13 protein-coding genes are annotated in these 20,343 nt (G+C 74.1%); 9 read left to right on the plus strand and 4 right to left on the minus strand.

The window, feature by feature from the left end; genetic code table 11:
• Positions 1 to 39: 39 nt before the first annotated feature.
• Positions 40 to 861 (minus strand): esterase/lipase family protein, encoded by an 822-nt coding sequence (locus DSC45_RS01435; RefSeq protein WP_240434366.1) that lies wholly within the window; start codon positions 859 to 861, stop codon positions 40 to 42.
• A 445-nt stretch (positions 862 to 1,306) separates the two neighbouring features.
• Here DSC45_RS01435 and DSC45_RS01440 point away from each other — a divergent pair, with 445 nt between their 5' ends.
• Complete coding sequence (locus tag DSC45_RS01440; protein WP_119286271.1) at positions 1,307 to 1,729, plus strand: coenzyme B12-dependent isobutyryl CoA mutase small subunit; 423 nt, start codon at positions 1,307 to 1,309, stop codon at positions 1,727 to 1,729.
• 102 nt (positions 1,730 to 1,831) lie between these two features.
• On the opposite strand, the gene DSC45_RS01445 is transcribed toward DSC45_RS01440, so the two are convergent.
• Positions 1,832 to 3,379, minus strand: coding sequence for a DUF5691 domain-containing protein (locus DSC45_RS01445; RefSeq protein ID WP_119286790.1), 1,548 nt, complete (start codon positions 3,377 to 3,379; stop codon positions 1,832 to 1,834).
• 328 nt (positions 3,380 to 3,707) lie between these two features.
• Positions 3,708 to 5,045 carry an SWIM zinc finger family protein gene (locus DSC45_RS01450; protein ID WP_119286272.1) on the minus strand — a complete coding sequence of 446 codons (1,338 nt, stop codon included), beginning with the start codon at positions 5,043 to 5,045 and terminating at the stop codon, positions 3,708 to 3,710.
• 297 nt (positions 5,046 to 5,342) lie between these two features.
• On the opposite strand from DSC45_RS01450, the gene DSC45_RS01455 reads away from it, so the two are divergent.
• The 7 genes from DSC45_RS01455 (at position 5,343) to sucD (ending at position 16,522) form a co-directional block, all read left to right on the plus strand.
• Entirely contained in the window at positions 5,343 to 6,482 is a 1,140-nt protein-coding gene (locus tag DSC45_RS01455) for an ATP-binding protein (RefSeq protein ID WP_119286273.1), read from the plus strand.
• Positions 6,483 to 6,574: 92 nt separating this feature from the next.
• Positions 6,575 to 9,073 carry a DUF5682 family protein gene (locus DSC45_RS01460; RefSeq protein ID WP_119286274.1) on the plus strand — a complete coding sequence of 833 codons (2,499 nt, stop codon included), beginning with the start codon at positions 6,575 to 6,577 and terminating at the stop codon, positions 9,071 to 9,073.
• Entirely contained in the window at positions 9,070 to 10,260 is a 1,191-nt protein-coding gene (locus DSC45_RS01465) for a vWA domain-containing protein (RefSeq protein WP_119286275.1), read from the plus strand. The genes DSC45_RS01460 and DSC45_RS01465 overlap by 4 nt, the downstream gene beginning before the upstream one ends.
• Positions 10,261 to 10,495: 235 nt before the next feature.
• Positions 10,496 to 12,466: a hypothetical protein gene (locus tag DSC45_RS01470; protein WP_162929081.1), complete on the plus strand. Its 1,971-nt coding sequence runs from the start codon at positions 10,496 to 10,498 to the stop codon at positions 12,464 to 12,466.
• Between the two features lie 125 nt (positions 12,467 to 12,591).
• Positions 12,592 to 13,746, plus strand: coding sequence for a hypothetical protein (locus DSC45_RS01475; protein WP_119286277.1), 1,155 nt, complete (start codon positions 12,592 to 12,594; stop codon positions 13,744 to 13,746).
• Between the two features lie 691 nt (positions 13,747 to 14,437).
• Positions 14,438 to 15,616: an ADP-forming succinate--CoA ligase subunit beta gene (gene sucC, locus DSC45_RS01480; RefSeq protein WP_119286278.1), complete on the plus strand. Its 1,179-nt coding sequence runs from the start codon at positions 14,438 to 14,440 to the stop codon at positions 15,614 to 15,616.
• Positions 15,617 to 15,637: 21 nt separating this feature from the next.
• A complete protein-coding gene (gene sucD, locus DSC45_RS01485) occupies positions 15,638 to 16,522 on the plus strand; it encodes a succinate--CoA ligase subunit alpha (RefSeq protein WP_119286279.1) in 885 nt (294 codons plus the stop codon).
• Between the two features lie 93 nt (positions 16,523 to 16,615).
• Here sucD and DSC45_RS01490 read toward each other — a convergent pair whose 3' ends face one another.
• On the minus strand, positions 16,616 to 18,031 hold the full coding sequence (locus DSC45_RS01490) for a helix-turn-helix domain-containing protein (protein WP_119286280.1): 1,416 nt from the start codon (positions 18,029 to 18,031) through the stop codon (positions 16,616 to 16,618).
• A gap of 180 nt (positions 18,032 to 18,211) precedes the next feature.
• On the opposite strand from DSC45_RS01490, the gene DSC45_RS01495 reads away from it, so the two are divergent.
• Positions 18,212 to 20,260, plus strand: coding sequence for a cell division protein PerM (locus DSC45_RS01495; RefSeq protein WP_162929082.1), 2,049 nt, complete (start codon positions 18,212 to 18,214; stop codon positions 20,258 to 20,260).
• Positions 20,261 to 20,343 lie beyond the last annotated feature (83 nt).

Consider the following 20,343-nt stretch of genomic DNA (forward strand, 5'->3'; position numbering starts at 1 on the left):
CCCCGGTCCCGCTGTGTCTTTGCGCGCCGCTACGCGCCTCTACGCGACCGAGACGGAGTCCGTCGAGGTCGTCGCCGCGCCGGCGTCGAGGGCCTGCCGGATGTCGGCGGCCACCGCCGGATGCACCGGCAGCGCGAGATGCCCGATTCCGCTCACCCGGACGTTGTGCGCGAGGAGATCGGGATGGTCCACGCGGGCCGTCTCCACCGGCGACATCACTTGGTCCAGATCGCTCCAGAAGGCGACGAACCGTGTGCGGCAGCCCGGTGCCGGCCGCTCCAGCTCGGCGACGACGTCGGAGTCGGGCCGCATCTGACGCACGATCGGGTGCGCCGTCATCAGCGGCGCGGCGGCCGTACCGCCGTGCGGCGTGCCCAGGGTGACCAGGGTCCGCACCCGGGTGTCCCCACCGAGACGCTGCACGTAATAACGCGCGATCAACCCGCCGAGGCTGTGGCCCACGATGTCCACCTGATGCTGCCCGGTACGCAGGCAGATCTCCTCCACGCGCCGGTCGAGCAGCTCGGCCGCGGCGCGGATGTCGCAGGTGAGTACGGAGTAGTTGAGGGACTCGACATGCCGGCCGCGGTCCTTGGTGAGGGCACGGCGCAACAGGACGAAGACCGAGCGGTTGTCGATGAATCCGTGCAGCAGGACGACCGGACGCGGTGGTTGCAGCGGGAGGGTCGTCGCGTCCTGGGCGCCGTCGGCCGTAGCGGACGTCGTGCCGGAGGGCTGTGTGCGGCGCTCCTGCGCGAGGCCGGACGGGTAGAGGAGGAGGTGCCCGGCGAGTACCGCGAGCTCCAGGGCGGTCGCCTTGTACAGGGCCGTCGACAGAGGGAGGTGTGCAGCCGGCCGCATCCGGTCCACGCGGAGCAGCCAGGTCTCGAGGAGTGGGGTCAGATGGGGCAGGACCTTCATGGCCGACCTCCCGGCGGCATGCCGGGGGCGGTGCCTGCCCCCGTATGCCCTCATGGGGCGCCGGTGGATCGGCGTACGGACATGCGGTCGGTGACGGTCGGGCCGACACCGGCCGGAATGCCGACGCCTCGCGTCACCGTGCCGTGCGGCTCACGGCACGGTGACGCCGTGATCTCGTCGCGGCTCCCCTGCAGCGCGGTCCCGGCGGCGGCCGGAGTGCGGCCCGGGCCGGAGCAGCGCTTGGCGAACTTGTCCCACGTGTGATTTCCCCCTCCCTCTGCAGCGCGAAACGGCCGCTTGCGGGATGCTGGCGATAACGTTCGTTCACTTCTCCCGGGGCTCCTCGGTGAGGAATGCTGGGAGTACTCGGTACATGGAGGCAGTGATGGGTGTGGCAGCCGGTCCGATCCGCGTGGTGGTGGCGAAGCCGGGGCTCGACGGTCACGACCGGGGAGCCAAGGTGATCGCGAGGGCGCTGCGCGACGCCGGTATGGAGGTCATCTACACCGGTCTGCACCAGACGCCCGAGCAGATCGTGGGCACCGCGATCCAGGAGGACGCCGACGCGATCGGGCTGTCCATCCTCTCCGGGGCCCACAACACCCTCTTCGCCAAGGTGATCGAACTCCTCAAGGAGCGTGACGCGGCGGACATCAAGGTCTTCGGCGGCGGCATCATCCCCGAGGGCGACATCGCCCCGCTCAAGGAACAGGGCGTAGCCGAGATCTTCACCCCCGGCGCCACGACCGCCTCGATCGTCGACTGGGTACGGACGAACGTCAGGCACCCGGCCGAGGCTCAGGGCTGAGACGGACGGCCGTCGCCGAACACCGGTGGGCGGCGGGCCCCGTGGCGTAGGAGTCCGGAAGACCTTGCCGGACTTACGAGTTCGGCAGACCCTGTCGGCCGTTCACTGGCCGTCCGCCGCGAGCTCCGTGCGTATCGTCGCGCGCAGCCGCAAGGTGCCCACCAGGCGCTGGAACGCCTCCGACCAGTAGCCGACGGCACCGGGGGAACCGTCCTCCGGTTCGTCCGGGGTCGTCGTGAGCGACTCCAGGCGGTCGGCCTCGGCCGGGTCGAGGCAGCGCTCGGCGAGGCCCATCACACCACTGAAGCTCCACGGATAACTGCCCGCGTCCCGCGCGATGTCGAGGGCGTCCACGACCGCGCTGCCGAGCGGCTCGGACCAGGGGACCGCGCATCCGCCGAGGAGTTGGAACGCCTCCGACAGGCCGTGCGCCGCGATGAATCCGGCGACCCACTCGGCACGCTCGTCCGCCGGCAGCGCCGCGAGCAGCTTGGTGCGCTCGGCCAGCGAGACGGCCCCGGGGCCGCCGGAGTCGGGCGAGGCGGCCGGGCCGAGCAGGGCCCGTGACCACTCGATGTCGCGCTGGAGCACGGCCGCACGGCACCAGGCGGCGTGCAGTTCGCCCCGCCAGTCGTCGGCGACCGGCAGCGCGACGATCGCCGTCGGCGCCCGGCCGCCGAACCGCGCCTGCCAGGCGCTCAGCGGAACGGCCTCCACCAGCTGACTCAGCCACCAGGAGCGCTTGCCGCGGCCGGCCGGGGGTGTCGGCGTGACGCCGTCCCGCTCCATCGCCGCGTCGCACTCGTGCGGGGCCTCCACGACGATGCCGGTGCGGGTCTCGTCCAGGGCGACGCAGGTGGTGGCGCGGCCGGCCATCCGGGCGGCAAGCGCCGAACCGGGCAGCGCGGAGAGCAACTCCGCCGCTGTCGCACGGACGTTGCGGCTGCGGTCGGAGAGCGCCTGCTCCAGGAACGGCTCGTCCTCGGGGGCGAGACCGGTGCGCAGCGAGTCCAGGAACATCAGGCGGTCCTCGGCCCGTTCGGTGCTCCAGGTCTCGGTGAGCAGGGCGCGTGCGGCCGGGGCGTCGTGCGCCCGTACGGCTGCGAGGAGTGCCACACGCTCGGCGAACAGGCCTTCCTGCCACAGGAGTCGGACCTGGTCCGCGTCCTGCGGTGCGGGCAGGTTGGTGCCGCTGGAGCCGGCGCGCAGGGCGTACTTCCAGTCCGGGTTGAGTCTGGCCAGCCACAGGGCGCGGGGGCCGGCGAACTGCAGGGCGGGCGGGCGCAGATCGGTGCGGCCCCTGGCGGTGTCGAGAAGTGCGGGCAGCAGCTCGGGCGGGGCGGCGAAGCTCCGCTCGTTGACCGCGGAGAGCCACTGGGGGAGGAGTTCGGTGAGGTCGGGGGCGGTGCCGCGGCGGCCCGAGCCGCCCGCGCCCGGGCGGTCGGCGAGGAGCGTCGCGAGCCGGCGCCGTGCGGCTGCGGGCAGAGCGGGGCGGGGGTCCGGCGCCGCGGGCTCGAGCAGCGGTGCGGCGGGCGCGGGCCGTATCCCCGCCCGCCGGCGGACCGTCCCGACGGCGGCGGCGTCGAGCAGGGCGGCGGCCGCGTCCTTGCCCGGGGCCGCGGGGCCGGGGCGCCGGGCGGTGCCGAGCAGCGCGGTGGTGACGACGTCCTCCCAGGCGGCGGATTCGACCGGCGGGGCGGCGCCGGCGGTCGAACCGGGCCGGCCGGCGTTCGTGTTGCCGCTGGTGCCGGGGTCGCCGGTGGTGTCGGAGTCTTCAGTGGGGTCGGAGGCGGTGCCGGTCGCGGCGCCGGTGCCGGCGTAGGTACTGGTCACGGAGGTCCCTTCGGTGGAGACGCGGCCCGGGCGCGCGGTCGGTGCGTCGGTGTCGAGGCCGGGGCGGTCTCGGGCGGTTCGCCCGGTACGGTCGCGGGCGGGAACGGCGGCGGGGCGCGACCCCGCACGGGCCGCCCCGGGGCGCTCAGGCCAGAGCCACGGCGTCCCCCGCCCCCTGCGGCCACGCGGTCAGCGGGGTGAAACCGCGATGGCCCGCCTCGCCGAACACCATGACGGGCGCACCGCCGGACAGCGCGAGCAGCTTCCACAGCCCGGGCTGCGCGGCCGCCGTGTCCGTCAGCACGATCGCCGACTCCCCTTGTCCGTCGGCCAGTTGCCACCCGGTGTCCGTGCGGGTCGGCGTCACGTCCCCCAGCGTGACCGGCACCGAGTCGAGCCACGGATCGTCCCGCAGCGCCGTCCCGTACGCGGCGGCCGCCTCCTCGGGACCGACACCCACGGGCCGCGCGGAGGTCGGTGCCGGAGGGGCGAAGCGCTGCCCGAGAGCGGCGCGCGGTCCGGCCGCGTAGGACGACAGCTCCGCGTCGACCGCGGCGCCGACGGGCAGCGCGAGCTCGGGGGCGCGTCCCGCCGCTCCGAAGGAGAGCAGCAGTGCGGTCTGCCCGCAGGCCGTGCCGTACGCCCATATCCGGCGCGTGGTCAGCTTCGCCTCCGACGTGTCGTACTGGGAGAGCACCAGCCAGTCGTCACGGACCGGCGGGCCGTCCGCGGAACCGGGCAGTCCGATGCGCGCGCGGACCGCCGCCGCCAGGCCGTCGGGCAACTGCTCGCGGCGCAGCCATGCCTGGTCGAGGAGGTGGAGCAGCGCGCATTCCTCGAGGAGCCGCACGGGCCAGCCGGGGCCGGAGCCGGGCAGTGCGCCCAAGTTCTGTACCCGCGAGGCGAGTCCGGGCGCTTGGGCGTCGACCATCCGCCGGGCCGTCTCCTCCCAGAACCCGTACCCCGCCTGCTCGGCGCTCGCGAGACCGCTGCGCAGCAGGTCGGTCAGGCGCTGCTCCAGCTCCGTCACGCCCGACGTGACGCGCTCGGCCCGCCGCTCCGCCCGCTTCCGGGCCGCCTCGGGATCACTCGCCGCCGTGCCACCGCTCGTGCCGTCCGACGCGGCGGCGGCCGCGCGCTCGCGGCGCCCGGCCAGCCACTCCTGAGCCCAGTCCGCGGGCTGTGCGCCGGGCACCGTGCCGGCACCCTCCGCCCAGAGCAGCAGCAGCCCGAGCGCGTGCTTGCACGGGAACTTCCGGCTCGGGCAACTGCACTTGTACGCAGGCCCTGTCGTGTCCACCACGGTCTGGTACGGCTTTCTGCCGCTTCCCTTGCACAGCCCCCACACCGCCCCCTCGGACGTACTCCCCAGGCCGGACCACGGTCCGGCCGCACCGAGCTTGCTTCCCGCCTTGCGTGACGCGGCGTCAGGAGCCAGTGCAAGCACCTGATCCGTCGTCCAGCGCACCCCCTGCTGAGTCATGTCTTCGACGGTAGAACCCACCACTGACAGTGAGACCTGCTGCGGTGATCTTCGCGCGCCTGCCCCGGTCACTCACTGACGCTTCTACCGGTGCCGAGCGGACGGGGCGCGGCATCACGACGTACCGCCGGTCCCCGGAGGTGGAAGCGGACGTGCATCTTCCAACCTGTCGCCGTGTGGCCCGAATTGGTGTCCGACCTGCGGAGACGGCTGATTGTCAGTGGCGTGGTGCACGGTTGTTCACACAGCCCGGAGAACGGGTCGGGGCGAGGCCCCCGACCACCTGGAGGGGGATCGATGAGCGTGACCACGGACACCGCCGCCGACGGCGCCGCAGCCGCCCCGGCGAGCGAACCGGCCGAATCCATCAGGCCGCACGCCGAGGACGCCTTCGCGGCCGAACTGACGGCGCTCGCCGCCGCGGACGACCGGCCGCGCCCGGCCCGCTGGAAGCTGTCGCCGTGGGCCGTGGCGACGTATCTGCTCGGCGGCACGCTCCCCGACGGCACCCTGATCACGCCGAAGTACGTGGGGCCGCGCCGGCTCGTCGAGGTCGCCGTGACGACCCTCGCCACCGATCGCGCGCTGCTCCTGCTCGGTGTGCCGGGCACGGCCAAGACCTGGGTGTCCGAGCATCTCGCCGCGGCGGTGAGCGGCGACTCGACCCTGCTCGTGCAGGGCACCGCCGGCACCCCGGAGGAGGCCATCCGCTACGGCTGGAACTACGCGCAGCTCCTGGCCAACGGCCCGAGCAGGGACGCCCTCGTCCCCTCCCCGGTGATGCGCGCGATGGCCGAGGGCATGACGGCGCGGGTCGAGGAGCTCACCCGCATCCCGGCCGATGTGCAGGACACGTTGATCACGATCCTGTCCGAGAAGACGCTGCCGATACCCGAGTTGGGCCAGGAGGTCCAGGCGGTGCGCGGCTTCAACCTCATCGCGACGGCCAACGACCGGGACCGCGGGGTCAACGACCTGTCGAGCGCCCTGCGCCGCCGCTTCAACACGGTGGTACTGCCGCTGCCGGAGAGCGTCGAGGCGGAGGTGGACATCGTCTCGCGCCGCGTCGACCAGCTCGGCCGCTCGCTCGAACTGCCCACCGCGCCCGACGGCATGGACGAGATCCGCCGGGTCGTGACGGTCTTCCGCGAGCTGCGCGACGGCGTGACGAGCGACGGACGTACGAAGGTCAAGTCGCCGAGCGGCACGCTGTCGACGGCGGAGGCGATCTCCGTGGTGACCAACGGCCTCGCTCTCTCGGCGCACTTCGGTGACGGCGTCCTGCGCCCCGGCGATGTGGCCGCAGGCATCCTCGGCGCGGTCGTCCGCGACCCGGCCGCGGACCGGGTGATCTGGCAGGAGTACCTGGAGGCCGTCGTCCGCGAGCGGCACGGGTGGAAGGACTTCTACCGTGCCTGCCGAGAGGTGAGCGCGTGATCGGCACGGGAGAAGGGGGAGCTACGGGGACCCCGCCCGACGGCGCCGGACGGGGCGCCGAGGCCGGGGCGGCGGGACCTTGGCTGCTCGGGGTGCGGCATCACGGCCCGGGGTCGGCCAAGGCGGTGCGGGCCGCGCTCGACGCCCGGACGCCCGCGGTGGTCCTGATCGAGGGCCCGCCGGAGGCGGACGCGCTGGTGCCGCTGGCGGCCGACGCGGGCATGACTCCGCCGGTCGCCCTGCTCGCGCATGTGGTGGACGAGCCGGGGCGCTCGGTGTTCTGGCCGTTCGCCGAGTTCTCGCCGGAGTGGGTGGCGTTGCGCTGGGCGCACGAGCACGGCGTACCGGCCCGTTTCATCGACCTTCCCGCGGCGCACACACTCGCCCTGCGGGCACCGGCGGTGGGGGAGGGGGAGCCCGTACCGGAGTCCGCGGACGGTCCGCAGTCCCTGCCTCGGCCCCCGTCCCTGCCTCGACCTCCGTCCCCGTCCGAACCAGGACCCGAGTCGGAGCCCGAGACCGACGGCCTCCGGGTCGACCCGCTCGCCGTACTCGCCGAGGCCGCCGGATACGACGACCCGGAGCGCTGGTGGGAGGACATGGTCGAGCACCGTACGGGCGCCGGTGACCCGCTCGCCCCGTTCGCCGCGCTCGACGAGGCGATGAGCGCCCTGCGCGAGGCGTACGGGGACGGCGGCCATGAGCGGGACCAGGTCCGCGAGGCCTGCATGCGCCTGCGGATCAGGGCCGCCCGCAAGGAGTTCGGGGACGGCGTCGCCGTGGTCTGCGGCGCCTGGCACGTGCCCGCCCTGCGCACCCGCACCACGGTGACCGCCGACCGTGCGCTCCTCAAGGGCCTGCCCAAGGCCAGGACCGAGATGACCTGGGTGCCCTGGACCCACCGCCGGCTCGCCCGCGCCGGCGGTTACGGCGCGGGAATCGAGTCGCCCGGCTGGTACGCCCATCTGTTCGCGGCCCGGGACCGGCCTCTCGAGCGGTGGATGACCAAGGTCGCGGGCCTGCTGCGGGACGAGGACCGGCCCGTTTCCTCGGCCCATGTGATCGAGGCGGTCCGGCTCGCCGAGACCCTCGCCGTCATGCGCGGCCGCCCGCTCGCGGGCCTGACCGAGACGACCGACGCGGTCCGAGCGGTGATGTGCGAAGGCTCCGACGTACCGCTCGCCCTGGTGCGGGACCGGCTGGTCGTGGGGGACGTACTCGGCGAGGTCCCGGAATCCGCTCCGGCCGTTCCCCTGCAGCGGGACCTGACCCGGTTGCAGCGCAAGCTCCGGCTCAAACCGGAGGCGCTGGAGCGGGAGTTGGAGCTCGACCTGCGCAAGGAGACCGACACGGCCCGGGGCCTGCTGCTGCACCGCCTGCGGCTGCTCGGCGTCGGCTGGGGCGAGCCGTCGCGCGCCGCCCGCGGCAGCACCGGCACCTTCCGGGAGAGCTGGCGGCTGCGCTGGGAGCCCGAGCTGTCGGTACGGGTCGCCGAGGCCGGCGTCTGGGGCACCACGGTGGAGGGCGCGGCGACCGCGAAGGCCCGGACGGACGCGGTCGGCGCGCAGGCGCTCGCCGACGTCACCGCCCTGGCGGAGCACTGCCTGCTCGCCGGCCTGTCCGATGCCCTCCCGGTCGTGATGCGGGTACTGGCCGACCGTGCCGCGCTCGACGCGGACGTCGGCCACCTCGCCCAGGCGCTGCCCGCCCTGGTCCGGTCGCTGCGCTACGGCGACGTCCGGGGCACCGACACGAGCGCCCTCGCCGAGGTCGCGGCCGGTCTCGCCGAGCGGGTGTTCGTCGGCCTGCCACCCGCCTGCGTGGCGCTCGACGCGGACGGGGCGGCCGAGATGCGCACCCACGTCGACGCGGTGCACGGCGCGGTCTCGCTTCTGGGCCAGGAACCCTCCATCACCGGACATGCTGCCGACACCACCGGACATGCTGCCAACGGCGCGGGCATACAAAGGCGTTGGCGCAAGGTCCTACGCGTGCTCAGTACGCGTGACACCGTTCCGGGTGCGATCCGCGGGCGCGCGGTGCGGATGCTGCTCGACGAGGGCGAGCTGGCCGAGGACGAGACGGCCCGCCTGATGGGCCTCGCGCTCTCGCGCGGCACCCCGCCGGGCGATGCGGCCGCCTGGATCGAGGGTTTCGTCGGCGGCGGCACCGGCGGCGGCATGCTGCTCGTCCACGACGAACGCCTGCTCGGCCTGGTCGACGACTGGCTCACCGGGGTGCCCGCCGACGCGTTCACCGACGTACTGCCCCTGCTGAGGCGGACGTTCTCCGAGTACGAGCCCGGGGTGCGCCGCACGCTCGGTGAGCTGGTGCGCCGCGGTCCGTCCGGTGCGCCGGCGCCGATCACGGGCGGGGGCGGGCTGCCCGGCTTCGCCGCCGACCCCGACCCGGGGCGGTCGGACGCCGTACTGCCCGTATTGCGGCTGCTGTTGGGCCTCGAGCCGGGTGCCCCGGGCACGAACGCTGCTCTCGCCACGGCCGGCGGCACGGGGACGGGCACCGACGCCGGGATCGATACCGACCTCACCGATAACACCGCCATCGAGGAACGACAGGAGGCCGCCGTATGAGTGCCGACGCGGTGAGCGCGCGGGGCCCGGCCGGCGAGGCGGACACCGGCGAGCGGCTGCGCCGCTGGCGGCTGGTGCTCGGCGGGGACAGCGCGGACGGCACGGGATGCGAACTGTCCGGCAGGGACGCCGCGATGGACGGAGCGCTCGCCTCGCTGTACGGGCGCGGGGGCAAGGAGCACAGGACGGGCAAGAACCGTGCGGCGGGGCTCGGCGCCTCGGCGCCGTCCGTGGCCCGCTGGCTCGGCGACATCAGGACGTACTTCCCGTCCTCCGTCGTCCAGGTCATGCAGCGCGACGCGATCGACCGGCTCGGCCTGTCGACGCTGCTCCTGGAGCCGGAGATGCTGGAGGCGGTCGAGGCCGACGTGCATCTCGTAGGCACCCTGCTCTCGCTCAACAAGGCGATGCCCGAGACCACCAAGGAGACGGCACGCGCCGTGGTGCGCAAGGTGGTCGAGGACCTCGAGCGCCGGCTCGCCACCCGCACCCGGGCCACGCTGACCGGCGCACTCGACCGCAGCGCCAGGATCAACAGGCCGCGCCACCACGACATCGACTGGAACCGCACGATCGCGGCCAACCTCAAGCACTACCTCCCCGACCACAAGACGATCGTGCCCGAGCGGCTGATCGGACACGGCCGGGCCGCCCAGTCGGTCAAGAAGGAAGTCGTGCTCTGCATCGACCAGTCGGGGTCGATGGCGGCATCGGTGGTGTACGCCTCGGTGTTCGGCGCCGTGCTCTCCTCGATGCGGTCGATCCGGACGCGGCTCGTGGTCTTCGACACGTCCGTCGTCGACCTCACCGACCAGCTCGACGATCCGGTGGACGTCCTGTTCGGCACGCAGCTGGGCGGCGGCACGGACATCAACCGGGCCCTCGCGTACTGCCAGTCGCAGATCACCCGCCCCGCCGAGACCGTCGTGGTCCTCGTCTCCGACCTCTACGAAGGCGGCATACGCCACGAGATGCTGCGCCGAGTGGCCGCGATGAAGGCGTCCGAGGTGCAGTTCGTGACCCTGCTCGCGCTGTCCGACGAGGGCGCTCCGGCCTACGACCGGGAGCATGCGGCGGCCCTCGCGGAGCTCGGCGCACCGGCGTTCGCCTGCACGCCCGACCTGTTCCCCGAGGTGATGGCGGCGGCGATCGAGAAGAGGCCGCTTCCGATACCGGCGGCCGGCTGAGCCGCGGAGCCGGACGGGCTCCGCGGAGCGGCCAGGGGGCGGTGCTCATACCGGACATGGCGACTCATCGGTAACGCAGGGCTTGCGCCGTGCCAGGAGTCGCGTGCGAGGATCGGCGGGTCCCCGGTCGGAGCGTTGGCTTCCGTATGGGCGCGAGCGTCGGCCGTGACACGGGTGCGCCCCGCGCCACCGGGCCGCCCCACCACCGAGCCACCGCTTCGGAGGGCCACCGAACTTGACCGCTGCAGCGACGCCTCCCGTTGCCGCCCGGCGCGCAGTGCGCCCGGCGGGGATGCGGCGTGCGCTCGGTCGCGAGGCGGCTGTCGCCGGGCCGGCCGTGGCGAGGCGGCTGCTGCGGCTCGGCGTCGTGGTCGGCGGGCTGTTCGCCCTCGGACTCCTCGCACTTGCCCACGCGGACGGGGCGAGCGCCGACGAGTCACGCCCCGCTGCCGTATCGCCCGCACGGTCGGATGACGCTCCGGTGCGGGAGGTGTTGAGGCCCGACGTCGCACCGGCCGCCGGCGATCCGGAAGCCGGTGCCTCGGAGCCGGCGCCGACCGATGCGCCGGCTGCGGCCACTTCAGGCCTGAAACGAGCCGCTGCCCAAGCGGGCGCGATCGATGCGGGAGCGCGCGGCGGGCCCGACGCCGGCGTCGGCGGGGAGGGACTGCGTGCGGCCCCGGTCCGGGAACCCGCGCCCACCGACGCCTCGACTCCGGCGACCTCCCGGCCGGAACGATCCGATGTCGATGTCGATGTCGATGTCGACGCCGATGTCGACGCGAGCGCGACCGGCCCCAGCACCACCGCGTCCCACAGCACCGCGCCCCACACGGCCCGCGCGGACGGTGCACGAGCGACGCACAAGTCCCGTGCGTCCGACCCGCAACCCGTCATCGGGCACGCCTCCTCCACGACCGGCCTCGAGGCCCCGACCGAACCCGGCGTCGAGGCACCGGCGAAGACAACTCCCCACGCCGACACGGCGCCTGCCCCGACCACGGCAGCCGGTCCGCCCGAGTCGTCCGCCCCGGCCACGGCGCCCGGCAGGACGACACAGTCCGTCCGCGCCACTCACTCCTCGGCCCCCGCAACGCCCCGTCGGGCCGTGCCCTCGGCAGCCACCGCCGTCTCCTCGACCCGAGACCTCCCCGGCCTCGGGCGGCCCGACCTGGACCGGTCGCCCCACGGCGAACGAGCCGGTGGCTCCGCGACCCCGTCGAGTGCCGCCGTCAGTACGACGCTCGGGAGCAGCAGCGACACCCCAGGGGTCCACGCGGCCGACGGCGCACGGCACTTGACCGGCTCGACGGCGAACGCTCCCGAGCCCCCGGCTGACGTCACCGCCGACGCCCGGTCCGTGGGTGCGGAGTCCGTCGGAGCCTTTGAGCCAGTGACCGAAGGCAACGGCGTCCGGCACTCGGGCGGTTCGCGAACCGGCGTTCCCGTGGAGGCCGTGGCGCACGGTGCCGCCGGCGCGGTGCCAGGGGTTCTCGGCCACGCGCCCGAGGGCAACGCCGTTCGCCAGGTGGCCGGTTCGGCCACCGAGAGGGTCTCCGGAGGACTGGCGTCCCTGCTCGTGGCGCGGGACGTCGCGCCGGGTGAGCGGCCGGTCGATGGAGTCGTCCGGGCCGTCGTTCGTACTGCCACCGAGAGCCTCCGGGCGACCGGTGGCGTGGTCGAGGGCGCCGTCGACCGTCTGACCCGCCCCGTCACCGCGCCCGTGGGCACCCTCGCCTCGGCAGTGGTGGACGCGGCTGGAGCGGCGGACGCTCTTCCCGTCCCGGGCGGGGCCGTCCCCGGCCTTCCGGGACCGGCGGACCCGCAGGTCGAGGCCGGGCAGCGCGCCGACGCCACCGCAGCACCCGCCGCCACGACCACCGGCGTACGCACCGCAGTTGAGGCCGCCGAGGCCGGATCCGCCGCTTCCGGCGCGGTGTTCGCACCGGTCGAAGGCCCCGCCGGTACGGACCCCGCGGCACGGGCGTACACGGCAGGCGACGGGCAGAGCCCGTCTCCCGCGCCCCGGCCCGGCGGCACCGCCGGGCAGTGCGTCGCCGACAGCGGTGGCCAGCGGGGCGGTGACGCGCACGGCGTCGCGTTCGCGGGCGGCGCCGCGTTCGGTCTCGTACCGGGCTCGGGTGCGGACGCGTCCTCGGACGCGGTCCGCGACAGGCACCGCGACATCCTCGAATTCCCCGGCTAGGGCAGGCACTTCCCCCGCCTGACGACCTGCCGCGCGGGGGCGGGACAGGTCTGCCCGCCAGGGAGAGCACGGCCGGACGGCCGCCTCCCGACCCCCCTTTCGAATTCGAAGGATCTGAAGCGATCATGCGCAAGAACATCCGTCGTTCCATCGTCATAGCCGCCGGCGCCACCGGCATGATGGCCCTCGGTACCGCCGCGGCCTCCGCCGACGAACTGCCCGTGTCCGTGCCGCTCAGCGCCCCCGACCAGGCCTCCGACGCCGTCGAGGACGCCGCGAACGGCGTCCAGGACCGCACCGAGCAGGCGACCGATCGGGTCGGCGACGCCGCCACCGAGGCCAGGGCCAAGGCCGAATCCGCCACCACCGACGCCCGTTCGGCCGCGAAGGACGCGCGGTCGGCCACCACCGACGCGCGTTCCGCCGCGAAGGACGCCCGTGCCGCCCTCGACGACAACCAGTCCGCCGGAAACGCCGCGAAGGACGCCCGCGCCGGCGTGAACGGCGCCGCGGACCAGGCCCGCCAGTACGTGGAGGGCGAACTCCCCGCGTACGAGGCCCCGGCCGTCGGCCTGCCCGACGCGTCGGACGCCGCCGGCGTCACCGACGCCGCGGAGGGCATCGACTACCTCTTCGGCCCGCTGTCCGCCTTCGCCCCGGACCTCGTCGACCAGGCCCCCGGCCAGGTCGCGTCCGGCGCCGAAGGTGTCGCCGGGCAGGCCACGGACCGCGTCCAGGGCGCCGTCGGCGACGCTCCCGGCCAGGTCCAGGGCGCCGTCACGGCCGTGGACCCGGTCGTGGACGAGACCACGGGCGCCGTACTGCCGCCGGTCGCCGCGACCGCCGTCGACTCCGTGCTGCCGGTCGCAGGCCAGGCCGTGGGCGACGCGGGCGGCCTGGTGCAGGGCGTCACCGGTGACGTCCAGCCGTTCGTCGGCGGTGTCGTCGGTGAGGTGCAGCCGCTGGCCGGCGGTGTGGTCGGTGAGGTGCAGCCGTTCGCCGGTGGCGTCGTCGGTGAGGTGCAGCCGTACGTCCAGGGCGTCGTCGCCGAGGTGAAGCCGCTCGCCGAAGGCGTCGGCGCACAGGCGACCTCGCTCGCCGGTGGTGTGACGGGCGACGTGCAGCCGCTGGCGCGGCACGTCGCCGCGGAGGCCGCGCCGTTCGCCCAGGACCTCGGCGGCACCGTCGCCGGCGACGCGGGTCCGCTCGCGCGCAACGCGGTCTCCGGCGTCCAGGACACCGCCGGAGCAGTCACCCCGGGGTACGTCGCCGGGCTCTGAGCAGGACGTCGAGCCGCGAGGCGGCTTCGACGACCTCGGGGACATCCGCGGGCATCCGCCCGCGGATGCTCCTGCCCGGGCGCCCGCTCACTCCCTGAGTGCGCGCCCGGCGACCGGATCGTGCACGCCCCGGGCAGCCCGTCCGGACGCGTGACGCACTTCCGCTCCGCCCGCGCCCAGGCGTAGGCGGCCCGGGAGTGGGTGGGTCCGCGCGGTACGGCCGAGCCACGGCCGGCCGCGGGGTCCTGCCGGCAGGAAGCGTGGGCCGGACGAGGCCAGGTGTCGGATCACCCCGGTGGGGACTCGGGGTCGACCAGGGAACCGTCCGGCCCACGCCCGCATCCTCCGCACCGCGGCTCGACCGCCCCACCGGCTCGACCGCCCCACCGGCTCGGAGGCGGGCAGCCGGCTCGAAGGCCGGGCCGCCGACCACCGCATCGCCCCACAACCCAGCCCACCCGAATGCTCCCTGGCCACGGCTCTGTGACTGTAATCACCGCCGTAGCGGGATCCGCGATTTAGGGTCATCGGGCCCGCGGCGATAACCTGCAAGACGGACATGCCGCGTCCACGGCCACCGTGCACGCCTCCCTTGTGACAGCGCAGTCACGTTGCCCTCCGCGGCACGCCCAAGCAGACAATGAACCGCGAGATACCAACCGCGACTTTAGAAGCAAAGGGACGGACGCGCGTGGACCTGTTCGAGTACCAGGCGAGGGACCTCTTCGCCAAGCACGGTGTACCGGTGCTGGCCGGTGAAGTCATCGACACGCCTGAGGCAGCCCGCGAGGCGACCGAACGGCTTGGCGGCAAGTCCGTCGTCAAGGCGCAGGTGAAGGTCGGTGGCCGCGGCAAGGCCGGCGGCGTCAAGCTGGCCGGCACCCCCGACGAGGCGGTCGCCCGGGCGACCGACATCCTCGGCATGGACATCAAGGGCCACACGGTCCACAAGGTGATGATCGCCGAGCTGTCCCCGGAGATCGAGGCGGAGTACTACGTCTCGTACCTCCTCGACCGCACCAACCGCACTTTCCTGGCGATGGCCTCGGTGCAGGGCGGCATGGACATCGAGGAGGTCGCGGAGAAGACTCCCGAGGCCCTCGCGAAGGTCCCGGTCGACTCCAACACCGGCGTCACCATCGAGAAGGCGCGCGAGATCGTCGCGCAGGCGAAGTTCCCGGCCGAGGTGGCCGAGGGCGTCGCCGAGGCGATGGTGACCCTGTGGGACACCTTCGTCGCCGAGGACGCGCTCCTCGTCGAGGTCAACCCGCTGGTGAAGACCAAGGACGGCCGCATCCTGGCCCTGGACGGCAAGGTCTCGCTCGACGAGAACGCCGACTTCCGCCAGCCGGAGCACGAGGCGCTCGAGGACAAGGCCGCAGCCAACCCGCTCGAGGCTGCCGCCAAGGCCAAGAACCTCAACTACGTCAAGCTCGACGGCGAGGTCGGCATCATCGGCAACGGCGCAGGTCTGGTCATGTCGACCCTCGACGTCGTCGCGTACGCCGGTGAGAAGCACAGCAACGTGAAGCCGGCCAACTTCCTCGACATCGGCGGCGGCGCCTCCGCCGAGGTCATGGCGAACGGCCTGGAGATCATCCTCGGCGACTCGGACGTCAAGTCCGTCTTCGTCAACGTCTTCGGTGGCATCACCGCCTGCGACGAGGTCGCCAACGGCATCGTGCAGGCCCTGGAGCTCCTCAAGTCCAAGGGCGAAGAGGTCAACAAGCCGCTGGTCGTCCGCCTCGACGGCAACAACGCGGAGCTGGGTCGCAAGATCCTCAGCGACGCCAACCACCCGCTGGTGCAGCGCGTGGACACCATGGACGGCGCGGCCGACAAGGCCGCCGAGCTCGCGGCCGCGAAGTAAGGGAAGAGGACTCAGTAAGCCATGGCTATCTTCCTCAACAAGGACAGCAAGGTCATCGTCCAGGGCATGACCGGCGCCACGGGCATGAAGCACACCAAGCTCATGCTCGGTGACGGCACCAACATCGTCGGCGGCGTGAACCCGCGCAAGGCCGGCACCGAGGTCGACTTCGACGGCACGTCCGTCCCGGTCTTCGGCACGGTCGCCGAGGCCATCGAGAAGACCGGCGCCGACGTGTCCGTCCTCTTCGTGCCGCCGGCCTTCTCGAAGGCCGCCGTCGTCGAGGCGATCGACGCCGAGATCCCGCTCGCGGTCGTCATCACCGAGGGCATCGCGGTCCACGACTCGGCCGCCTTCTGGGCGTACGCCAAGTCGAAGGGCAACAAGACGCGGATCGTCGGCCCGAACTGCCCCGGCCTCATCACGCCGGGCCAGTCCAACGCCGGCATCATCCCGGGCGACATCACCAAGCCCGGCCGCATCGGCCTGGTCTCGAAGTCCGGCACGCTGACGTACCAGATGATGTACGAACTGCGTGACATCGGCTTCAGCTCGGCCGTCGGCATCGGTGGCGACCCGGTCATCGGCACCACGCACATCGACGCCCTCGAGGCGTTCGAGGCCGACCCCGAGACCGACCTGATCGTGATGATCGGCGAGATCGGCGGCGACGCCGAGGAGCGTGCTGCCGACTTCATCAAGGCCAACGTCAGCAAGCCGGTCGTCGGTTACGTCGCGGGCTTCACCGCCCCCGAGGGCAAGACCATGGGCCACGCGGGCGCCATCGTCTCCGGCTCCTCCGGCACCGCCCAGGCGAAGAAGGAGGCCCTCGAGGCCGCGGGCGTCAAGGTCGGCAAGACGCCGACCGAGACGGCCGAGCTGGCGCGGGCGATCCTCGCCGGCTGACCTTCTCGGGTCCTTCGCACGAGGGCCCGCACTCCCTGTCGACAGGGAGTGCGGGCCCTCGTGCGTGTCCGGCCCCGGGGGCGCGTTGCGCGGTCAGTTCGGCTGCGGCTTGATGCGTTCCGGTCCGTGGCCCGGTTCGGCCTCGAGCTTCTTGCGCAGCGACTTGTCCTGCTTCGTCAGCGGCTCGGGTCCCATCCGCGGCGGTACGCCCGACACCGACTCACCCGGCGACTGGGGCGGCTCGTAGTGCCGGGCCGAGGTGGCGAGCGACAGCGCGGACGCCCCGATGATCAGTGCCGTGAACGCGATGGCCGCCCGGGTCCAGAAGCGCGCCCGGTGCTCGCTCCCTTCGCGGACCGAACCGACCGTGGACGTGGACAGCTTCTCCGCGCGGGACAGGGCGTCCAGGCGTCGCTGCAGTTCGTCGGGGTCGGACAGTTCCGGCAGGCGTTCGGCGACGGCCTCGCGGGCGTGCAGGATCCGGCTGGCCGCGGCCGGGGTGGAGGCCTCCGTCTCGGCTGCCGTCTCCGGCAGGTCGAGCCCGACGCCGTCGTAGAGGACCAGTGTCCTGCGGTACGGGACCGGCAGGCTCAGCAGGGTGTCGAGGAGTTTGCGGTCCTCGGGCTCGGCGGGTGGCACGTCGGCCTGCCGGGTGCGGCGGCGCAGCCGGTGCCAGGGCGAGAGGGCGTACTCGTAGGCGGCGGCCCGCACCCAGCCGGCCGGGTCGCGGTCGACGGCGACCTCGGGCCACCGCTCCCACGCGAGTTGGAACGCCCGCTCCACCGCCTCCTTGGCCAGCTCCCGCCGCCCGGTCAGCAGATACGTCTGCCGTACGAGAGCGGGGGCGGCGAAGGCGTACAGCGCGTCGAAGGCCTGGACCGGGGTGAGCCCGTCGGTCTCCTCGGCGGCCCTCGGCTCGTCCTCGAGCAGGGCCGTCGCGGTGCCGGGGGGCGGGGAGGGGGCGGTGCCGATGAGGTCGTCGATGCCGGAGCCGGTGGTCGGGGGGCCGGACGGCAGGTCCTCCTGCTTCGCCCAGGACGGCCGGCGGCCCCGCCGGTGCTGTCGGCTTCCGCGGTCGTCCCGCGCGGCGGCCGTGACGGGCGACGGCTGATGCTCGGGAGTGTGCCGGGCGGCGGCCGGAGGCTTGGCCGCGCGCTTGACCGGGGTCTTGGGACGGGTCCGCGGCGGGGACACCTTGGACGGCTGCGGACGCTCGGGCCGTCCGCCGGTCACCGGGTGCGAGACCGGAGTCGGTGGCTCGGGGGCGTGCGCCGGGGTGTCCGCAGGGTCGTGCTCGCGCGCGGGGGTGGACGCTGCGTCCGTCAGGAGCGCGGCGTACGCCTCCCGTTTGTCGCCGCGGGGGCTGGTGCGGCCCGACTCCCAGGAGCGGACCGTCGACCGGCTGACGCCGACCGCCGCCGCGATCTCGGCCTGGGTCAGCGACCTGGCCTCCCGCAGCTTGCGGCGTTCTTTCGGGGACGGCAGCGGGGTGGCGGGGCTCTGCGTCATGTCGGACTCTCCACACCAAGGGCCGTAGAAGCGGATTCCGTGGAAGGGCATGCGGCACGGCGTCGGACGGCATACGGGGCCGACCGCCGTCCGAAAAAGTACATAAACGTATCTTGAGCGACACTTCCGGCATTCGCCTGTTACGCGGACAAGACGCGTGTCGTTGGGAGCATGGCGGCCGTGAGGAACACGACCGATCGCGCCGCCCGCCGGGGCCAGGACCGCAGCTCCGCCCAGGGATCCGCCCGCGGTTCCGCGCCCGTACGGGGTACGGGCGCGGGTGGCCGGAACGAACGCGTCCGGCCACCCGGAGCACCCGCCCCCGTCATCGCGTCCACCACCGTCTTCGCCGCGCTCGCGGCGCGGCGACGGGCTTCGGCCATCGCGCGCTGCGTCTACGCCGGGACGATCGCCGCCAGCCTCGGACTCGGCTCGCTCGCGGTCATCGTGATCGCCCTCTGGATCAGTTCGCCCTATGCGGACAGCGGCCCCGGGGACGCGTTGCGTTCGGCGGCCGGGCTCTGGCTGCTCGCGCACGGCGCGGACCTCGTCCGGCCGGACACCCTCTCCGGCGTGCCCGCGCCGCTCGGTCTGACACCGCTGCTGCTCGTACCGCTGGTGGTGTGGCCCCTGTACCGGGCGGCCCGGGACGCGGTCGACACCGCGGGGGAGGTGCGGTCGGCGCTCTGGGGCGTGGCCGGCGGGTACGTGCTCGTGGCCGGCGCGGTGATGCTCTTCGCGGCCGGTGGGCCGCTGCCCGCCGAACCATGGAGCGCCGCGCTCCATGTGTCCGTACTGACCGTGGTGAGCGCGGCTGCCGGCGTGTGGTCGGCGTACGGGCGTCCGCGCGGGCCGCTGCCGTGGGGGAGCGGCCCACGCGGTGCGGCGGTACGGGAGTGGGGTGAGGCCGGGGTGCGGGCAGGGCTCGCGGCGGCGCTCGTCCTCGTCGCGGGCGGGGCGCTGCTCGTGGCGGTGTCGCTGGTACGGAATGCGGCGGCGCTCCAGGAGAGCTTCGGTGGGCTGTCGGGGGTGTGGTCGGGCCGGTTCGCGGTACTGCTGCTCGCCCTGGCGCTGGTTCCCAACGCCGCGGTGTGGGGCGCCGCTTACGCGCTGGGTCCGGGCTTCAGCCTTGGCGTCGGTCGTTCGGTGGGGCCGCTGGCGGCGGCTCCGGACACGCTGCTGCCGTCGTTCCCGCTGCTTACGGCGGTACCCGGTTCGCAAGGTGCGGCGCTGTTCTGGGCGACGTGCGCCGTGCCGTTGACCGCGGGGCTCACCCTCGCCTGGTTCACGGCGCGGGCGGCGAAGGGGACGGGTGGGCCAAAAACCGCCGAAGAGGCGCACGGCGGGGGCGACTCGGGCGGCGAGGGGCCGTGGTCCGTGCGGGCGACGGCGCTGGTGGCGGGCGCGGGGGCGTTGCTGTGCGGCCTGGTGTGCGCGCTGCTCGGGGAGGTCGCGGGCGGGCCGCTCGGCTCGGCGGCGCTGGCCGACTTCGGGCCGGTCTGGTGGCAGACCGGAATCGCGGCGTTCACGTGGACGGCGGTGACCGGGGTGCCGGGCGCGCTCGGCCTGCGCGGCCTGCACGTAGCGAGACTGAAGTGGCGCCTGCGCCGCGAGGCGGCGGCCGCCGGTGCCTCGACGGGCGCGAACCCCACGGAGGCCGGCCCCGCCGATTCCACGGCCGGTTCACCGGTGGCCGCGGTGCCGGCCGCCGCCCGCTCGGCCCTCGGCGCCTCCCGCACCTGGATCGCCCGGATCCGCGGCACCCGAACGCCACGCGACCCGGAGTCCACGAGCCCCCCGGCCGTGGACGCCCTCCCCGCTCCGTCTGCGCCCGAGCCCGCGCCGGCCTGGCACTCCCGACTCCGCACCGCCCTCCACCTGCCGTCGCGACGTCCACGCCGGTCCACACCCACGACGGACGGACCGTCGGCGGCGCCCACGACGGCAGCGGCGACCACGACGGCGAACGAGGAAGTTCCGGCCGAGGCGGCAGAGACGGCGACTACCGGCGCCCCGCGCCGCTGGTGGCCCTTCCGCCGCAGCGCCTCCCGGCACCTCCCGCCCGCGGACACCTTCGAGCCCTACGACTTCCTGCCCCCGGACGCCCCCACCCGCGACCCGCTCGCCACCGCCCCGGCAAGCCCCGCCCCCACCCCTCTCCCACCCGAGGCCGACCCGACCACCTCGGCCACGGCCGGTACGGACGGCGAACCCGCCGACCGCCCCTGAAGGCCCCGCGACCAGGCCGTACCGCGGCGACGTTCGGGCCTGCCCCAGGCGCGGGGTCCACCGGCCGGTGGACCCCCGGTCCC

Source organism: Streptomyces sp. YIM 130001, assembly GCF_003574445.1.
Classification (GTDB): Bacteria; Actinomycetota; Actinomycetes; order Streptomycetales; family Streptomycetaceae; genus Streptomyces.

Excerpts from the sequence above, each read along its gene's own strand:
- DSC45_RS01465 (WP_119286275.1), top strand. The coding sequence starts at position 9,070 with ATGAGTGCCGACGCGGTGAGCGCGCGGGGCCCGGCCGGCGAGGCGGAC.
- DSC45_RS01450 (WP_119286272.1), bottom strand. The coding sequence starts at position 5,045 with ATGACTCAGCAGGGGGTGCGCTGGACGACGGATCAGGTGCTTGCACTG.
- DSC45_RS01455 (WP_119286273.1), top strand. The coding sequence starts at position 5,343 with ATGAGCGTGACCACGGACACCGCCGCCGACGGCGCCGCAGCCGCCCCG.
- DSC45_RS01435 (WP_240434366.1), bottom strand. The coding sequence starts at position 861 with ATGCGGCCGGCTGCACACCTCCCTCTGTCGACGGCCCTGTACAAGGCG.
- DSC45_RS01475 (WP_119286277.1), top strand. The coding sequence starts at position 12,592 with ATGCGCAAGAACATCCGTCGTTCCATCGTCATAGCCGCCGGCGCCACC.
- DSC45_RS01440 (WP_119286271.1), top strand. The coding sequence starts at position 1,307 with ATGGGTGTGGCAGCCGGTCCGATCCGCGTGGTGGTGGCGAAGCCGGGG.
- sucD (WP_119286279.1), top strand. The coding sequence starts at position 15,638 with ATGGCTATCTTCCTCAACAAGGACAGCAAGGTCATCGTCCAGGGCATG.
- DSC45_RS01490 (WP_119286280.1), bottom strand. The coding sequence starts at position 18,031 with ATGACGCAGAGCCCCGCCACCCCGCTGCCGTCCCCGAAAGAACGCCGC.